Below are 4,926 nucleotides of genomic sequence, written 5' to 3'. Positions count from 1 at the left end.
CTCAAGTGTTCCCTTTGTCAATAATCCTCTACCTGAATCCTTACGCAAAATGTTCGCCAAGTTTATCAAGTTTTACCAGAACTGCCAAAAGAATATCTCCGCAGGCTACAAGAAAGTAACCAGTTAGATGCAGAATTTGAACTTGAAAAAATTAAAGAAGAACTAGAAGGCTATAAACGAAATTATTTAGAACAACCAATTCGTTCAGTCTTAAATGTCATCAGGCAAGACAAGCCGCGCAAGAATTATCTAGTTATTTTAGGCGATCCTGGTTCGGGCAAGTCTACTTTGTTACAATACCTAGCTTTAGATTGGATAGAGCAAACTCTTACTAACAATGATTTTAATCTGCCGATTCCTTTGCTAATTGAATTACGCAATTATGTACGCGATCGCGATGCGGGAACTTGTAATAATTTTCTAGAGTATTACCATAAAGGGCCGAATTGCTTCTTTCACCTAAATCAGCATAAATTGCACGAGCAGCTTAAGGCTGGTAATGCTTTAGTGATGTTTGATGGTTTGGATGAAATATTTGAACTGGCGAAACGGGAGGAAGTTATTACCTCTATTCATCGGTTTACTAATGAATATCCAGATGTGCAGGTAATTGTCACTTCTCGGATTATTGGCTATAAGCAGCAACAGTTGCGAGATGCAGAATTTCGCCACCTTATGTTGCAAGATTTAGAACCAGCACAGATTAAAGATTTTATTGAACGCTGGCATGATAAAACTTTTAGTCAAGCCGAAGAAAGAGATAAAAACATTAAACGCGAGCGTCTACAAAGAGTAATTAATGAATCAAAAGCAATTGCAGAATTAGCACAAAATCCTCTGCTGTTAACCATGATGGCAATTCTCAATCTCAAGCGAGAATTACCCAGAGATAGAGGTGAACTTTATAAAGATGCTTCAGAGGTGCTGCTGCATAATTGGGACGAAGGACGCAATTTAAAACCAGATGAGCGTCTGGAAATTATTGATTATAAAGATAAACAGGCAATGTTGCGTCAAGTTGCTTATCAAATGCAAACCAGTGAAAAAGGTTTAGCTGGCAACATTATATATGGGGATGATTTAGAAGCAATCTTCACTAAATATCTGCAAAGCATACCAGTGAATGATGCCAGAGATAAAGCTAGACGGTTGATGAAACAACTGCGCGATCGCAACTTTATTTTATGTTTCTTGGGTGCAGATTACTATGCTTTTGTGCATCGGACTTTTTTAGAATTTTTCTGTGCTTCGGAGTTTGTTCGGCAGTTTGAGAAGGAACGCAGTATTACAATTGAGGGTCTCAAAACTGAAGTTTTTGGCAAATATTGGCATGATGAAACTTGGCATGAGGTGTTGCGGCTAATTGCGGGAATGATTGGTGAGAAATTTGTTGGTGAAATTCTTGAGTATTTAATGGTGCAAGATGGTGAAGAGGAAAAATTTATCAACTTGTTTTTGGCAGCTAACTGTCTTGCGGAAGTGAGAAATCGCTTGGTGATTGAGTCAACAGCTACTAAATTACTTAACAAGCTAAAGAATTTAACTAAATATGATCTTTGGTACTATTATTACTCTCAGCCATCATATAGAGAAGAAACTAAGCTAGTTAAAGAAATTCGCACTCAAGCAGTCACAGCAATTGCAACAACCTGGCAAGAATCTCTAGACATCAAAATCTGGCTTAAACAACGCGCTACTCAGGATGATAACTACTTTGTGCGACGTGCAGCAGTCAAAGAATTAGCGAATCACTTCAAAGATGACTCCGACAACAAAACCTGGCTCAAAGAATGCGCTACCCAGGATAGTGACAGCGATGTACGAAGTGCAGCAGTCGAAGAATTAGCGAATCACTTCAAAGATGACCCTGACACCAAAACCTGGCTCAAACAACGCGCTACCCAGGATGATCGCTGGTTTGTGCAAGGTATAGCAGTTAAAGAATTAGCCAAAAATTTCAAAGATGACCCTGATACCAAAACCTGGCTCAAACAACGTGCTACCCAAGATGATCACTGGTTTGTGCGAAGTGCAGCAATCGAAGAATTAGCGCAGAACTTCAAAAATAACCCTGACACCAAAACCTGGCTCAAGCAACTCGCTACCCAGGATGATGATAAGTATGTACGATGTTCAGCAGTCGAAGAATTAGCGAAGAACTTCAAAGATGACCCTGACACCAAAACCTGGCTCAAACAACTTGCTAGCCAAAATAGTGACAGCAGTGTGCGATGTCCAGCAGTCAGAGAATTAGCGAAGAACTTCAAAGATGACCCTGAGACCAAATCCATCATCAAAGAACGTGCTACCCAGGATGATAACGTAGTTGTGCGAGGTGTAGCAGTCAGAGAATTAACGAAGAACTTCAAAGATGACCCCGACACCAAATCCATCATCAAAGAACGCGCTACTCAGGATGATGATGAGTATGTGCGATGTGCAGCAGTCCAAGAATTAGCCAAACATTTTAAATATCAGCTTGAGTTATTTGACATCTACTACCAATGCGCTGTCAATGACCCCTTTAAGGATAGCCACGATCCCCCCAATAACCCCAACCCTCGGCGCATTGCACTTGAAATAATTATCAAGCAATTTCCTCAGCATGAGCAGACTTTACCACTGTTGCGCGACAAAGCAGAAAATGACCCAGATGAGGAAGTGCGGGAGTTTGCTCAGAAGAAGTTGAAGCAGTGGAAAGTGTGAAGTAAGGCAATAACTAGTTAGACAAAAATATTTACAGTCATTATGAGTGAAGCGAAACAATCCAAGCCTTTGCGATTGCTTTGCTTCGCTCGCAATGACATTATGATGATTAGCGCGATTGCACTTTAATTACTCTCAACATTACGCCAAAATGTGCGATCGCTTTCACTTAATTATGGCAACTGGATAATCAGGATGTTCTGGATTAGGAATTAATCGCTGATTTCTGCAATCTACTAATAAATCTATTTGTTCTAAAACCACTTGACCAATTAATACTTCATTACCAACAACTAATGCTTCTACTACTGTTTCACGTCCTTGACATTCAACTATTACAGGCTCAGTAACTCCGATTGTTTCTTCACTACCATTTGCATATTGAGCAACACGTTGTCCTCTAATTCTTAAACCTAGCTGTTCTACTATCTGTGGTGGAATAACTAAGGAAACTGCACCTGTATCTACTAATCCTTCTGTTTCACACTCGCGCAAAAGTCCCGGTGCTAAAAGTCCGCGACTAACTAAAGCTTCATCAATGGCATTTTTTAGCTTGACTTTGACGCGCACTGAACCCATCATTTTTAACACAATAATTTATGATTTTCTATTATGTATACTAACTTCTAGTGTAGATTGAAGTGTAGAAGCTAATAGTGAAGTGTCACAATTGAGGAACAGACGATAAACCCGACTACCGAACAAATTAAAGAAAATAAAGTCTTGTAAATAATTGGAGAATAATTCAGTTTGAGAGCTTATTTATAAAGTAAATCTAAAGCCAAGTAAAAAGGAATTTTGGGAACGATAAAATACTCCATATATAGTGTATTTACATAGTTGCTCATGGCACGAAAGTCTTACCCCACAGACTTAAACGATATGGAGTGGGAAATCTTGGCTCCCTTGATTCCACCAGCCAAAGAAGGAGGACATCCTCGCACAACTGATATGCGAGCAGTATGCAATGCAATCTACTATCACTTGAAAACGGGATGCCAATGGAACATGCTTCCCGGAGACTTTCCACCAAGTGCAACGGTATATAGCTACTACCGCAAATGGCAGCGCCAGGGAGTTTGGGAAAAATTAAATCATACACTGCGCGGTCAAGTTCGCTCAAAATTAGGTAAATCAACACAGCCAACAGCGATAAGCCTAACGGCATGGCTTCGCTTACCGCCGCAGACAGTCAATCGGTCAGAACGACCCAAAAAAGGGGGATGTGTACGGCTTTGATGGAGGTAAAAAGGTAAAAGGTCGAAAGCGGCAGACTTTAGTTGATAGCCTGGGACTTTTGTTGAAAGTGGTTGTAAGTGAAGCAAATGCTCCAGAACGAGTCCTAGCTGCCTACACTTTCATGGAATTGCTAGAAGAGCGTCCAGAATTACTGGAAAAAGTTGAAGTTATGTGGGTTGATTCTAGTTATGACGGTGATAAATTTGCTCTGTGTGTTTGGTTAATGATCCAAGCTCATGTTGATGTAATACGTCGTACTGAGCAGGAATTTCAGGTTCTTCCCAAACGTTGGGTAGTAGAAAGAACATTTGGGTGGTTTAACCAGTACCATCGTCGAGCGCAAAGATTACGAGCGTCTACCTGAAATGAGTGAAGCTGCCATATATGCTGTGATGACTCGTATCATGCTGCGTCGTCTTGTAGCCTAAAGATTTACTTTATAAATGGTCTCTGATGTCTAATAAATTAAGAAGTTTAAATGTACGGGAGACAGTGCGTTGCGAAGCCAGCCGCATGAGCGGGTTTTCCGACTTGAGCGAACTGGCGTGCATTGGTGTCAACTTAAGCTAAAAGCGATATAGGGCGGGCGTTGTACAAATACCTCGCGCCCTCATCCCCTAACCCCTTCTCCTTTCAAGGGTAGGGATTTAAGAAAGGGGCAATATAGCGAGTAAAATACAGAACTGAAGTCAGACCGCAAAAATAACTAAGGCAGATGCGGCGAAGAATGTCAGGGTGTGGGAGGGAAAATGCAGCTAGGAAAGAATGAGGAATTAAGACAATGGACGAGGACAGTCATAGAAAAGATGCCGCATCTGTCCAAGTCACAAGCAGTAGTACTAGCAATGTGGAGTTTTGGGATAGTCATGACCCAATCAAGCGGGCTGACAACAGTTTCGGTGTTTTTAGCAGAGCTATTGGGAAAACAACTCGATTGAGTGTACCTTGTTAGCTCGTCATGATGAGGGTTATGCCGACCCT

The 4,926-nt window shown here is 41.0% G+C and carries 3 protein-coding genes and 1 pseudogene; 2 read left to right on the top strand and 2 right to left on the bottom strand.

Translation table 11 applies throughout. The annotated features are described in order from the left end of the window. Positions 1-36 precede the first annotated feature (36 nt). Positions 37-2,706, top strand: coding sequence for a HEAT repeat domain-containing protein (locus BV375_RS33980; RefSeq protein WP_086768802.1), 2,670 nt, complete (start codon positions 37-39; stop codon positions 2,704-2,706). 165 nt (positions 2,707-2,871) lie between these two features. Here the strand turns inward: BV375_RS33980 and BV375_RS33975 are convergent, their stop codons facing one another. Next, positions 2,872-3,288, bottom strand: a complete 417-nt coding sequence (locus BV375_RS33975; protein WP_086768800.1) for a retroviral-like aspartic protease family protein — start codon at positions 3,286-3,288, stop codon at positions 2,872-2,874. Between the two features lie 264 nt (positions 3,289-3,552). Between BV375_RS33975 and BV375_RS33970 the strand changes: the two are divergent. After that, positions 3,553-4,373, top strand: a pseudogene (locus BV375_RS33970) (IS5 family transposase). A gap of 302 nt (positions 4,374-4,675) precedes the next feature. Here BV375_RS33970 and BV375_RS37850 read toward each other — a convergent pair. Then, the coding region (locus tag BV375_RS37850; RefSeq protein ID WP_208099235.1) for a hypothetical protein at positions 4,676-4,926 on the bottom strand (251 nt) is incomplete at its 5' end.

It is taken from the genome of Nostoc sp. 106C (genome assembly GCF_002154725.1).
Lineage (GTDB): Bacteria > Cyanobacteriota > Cyanobacteriia > Cyanobacteriales > Nostocaceae > Aulosira.
Note: the sequence above shows the minus strand (reverse complement) of the source record. Positions and strands in the feature narration are given on the sequence as shown.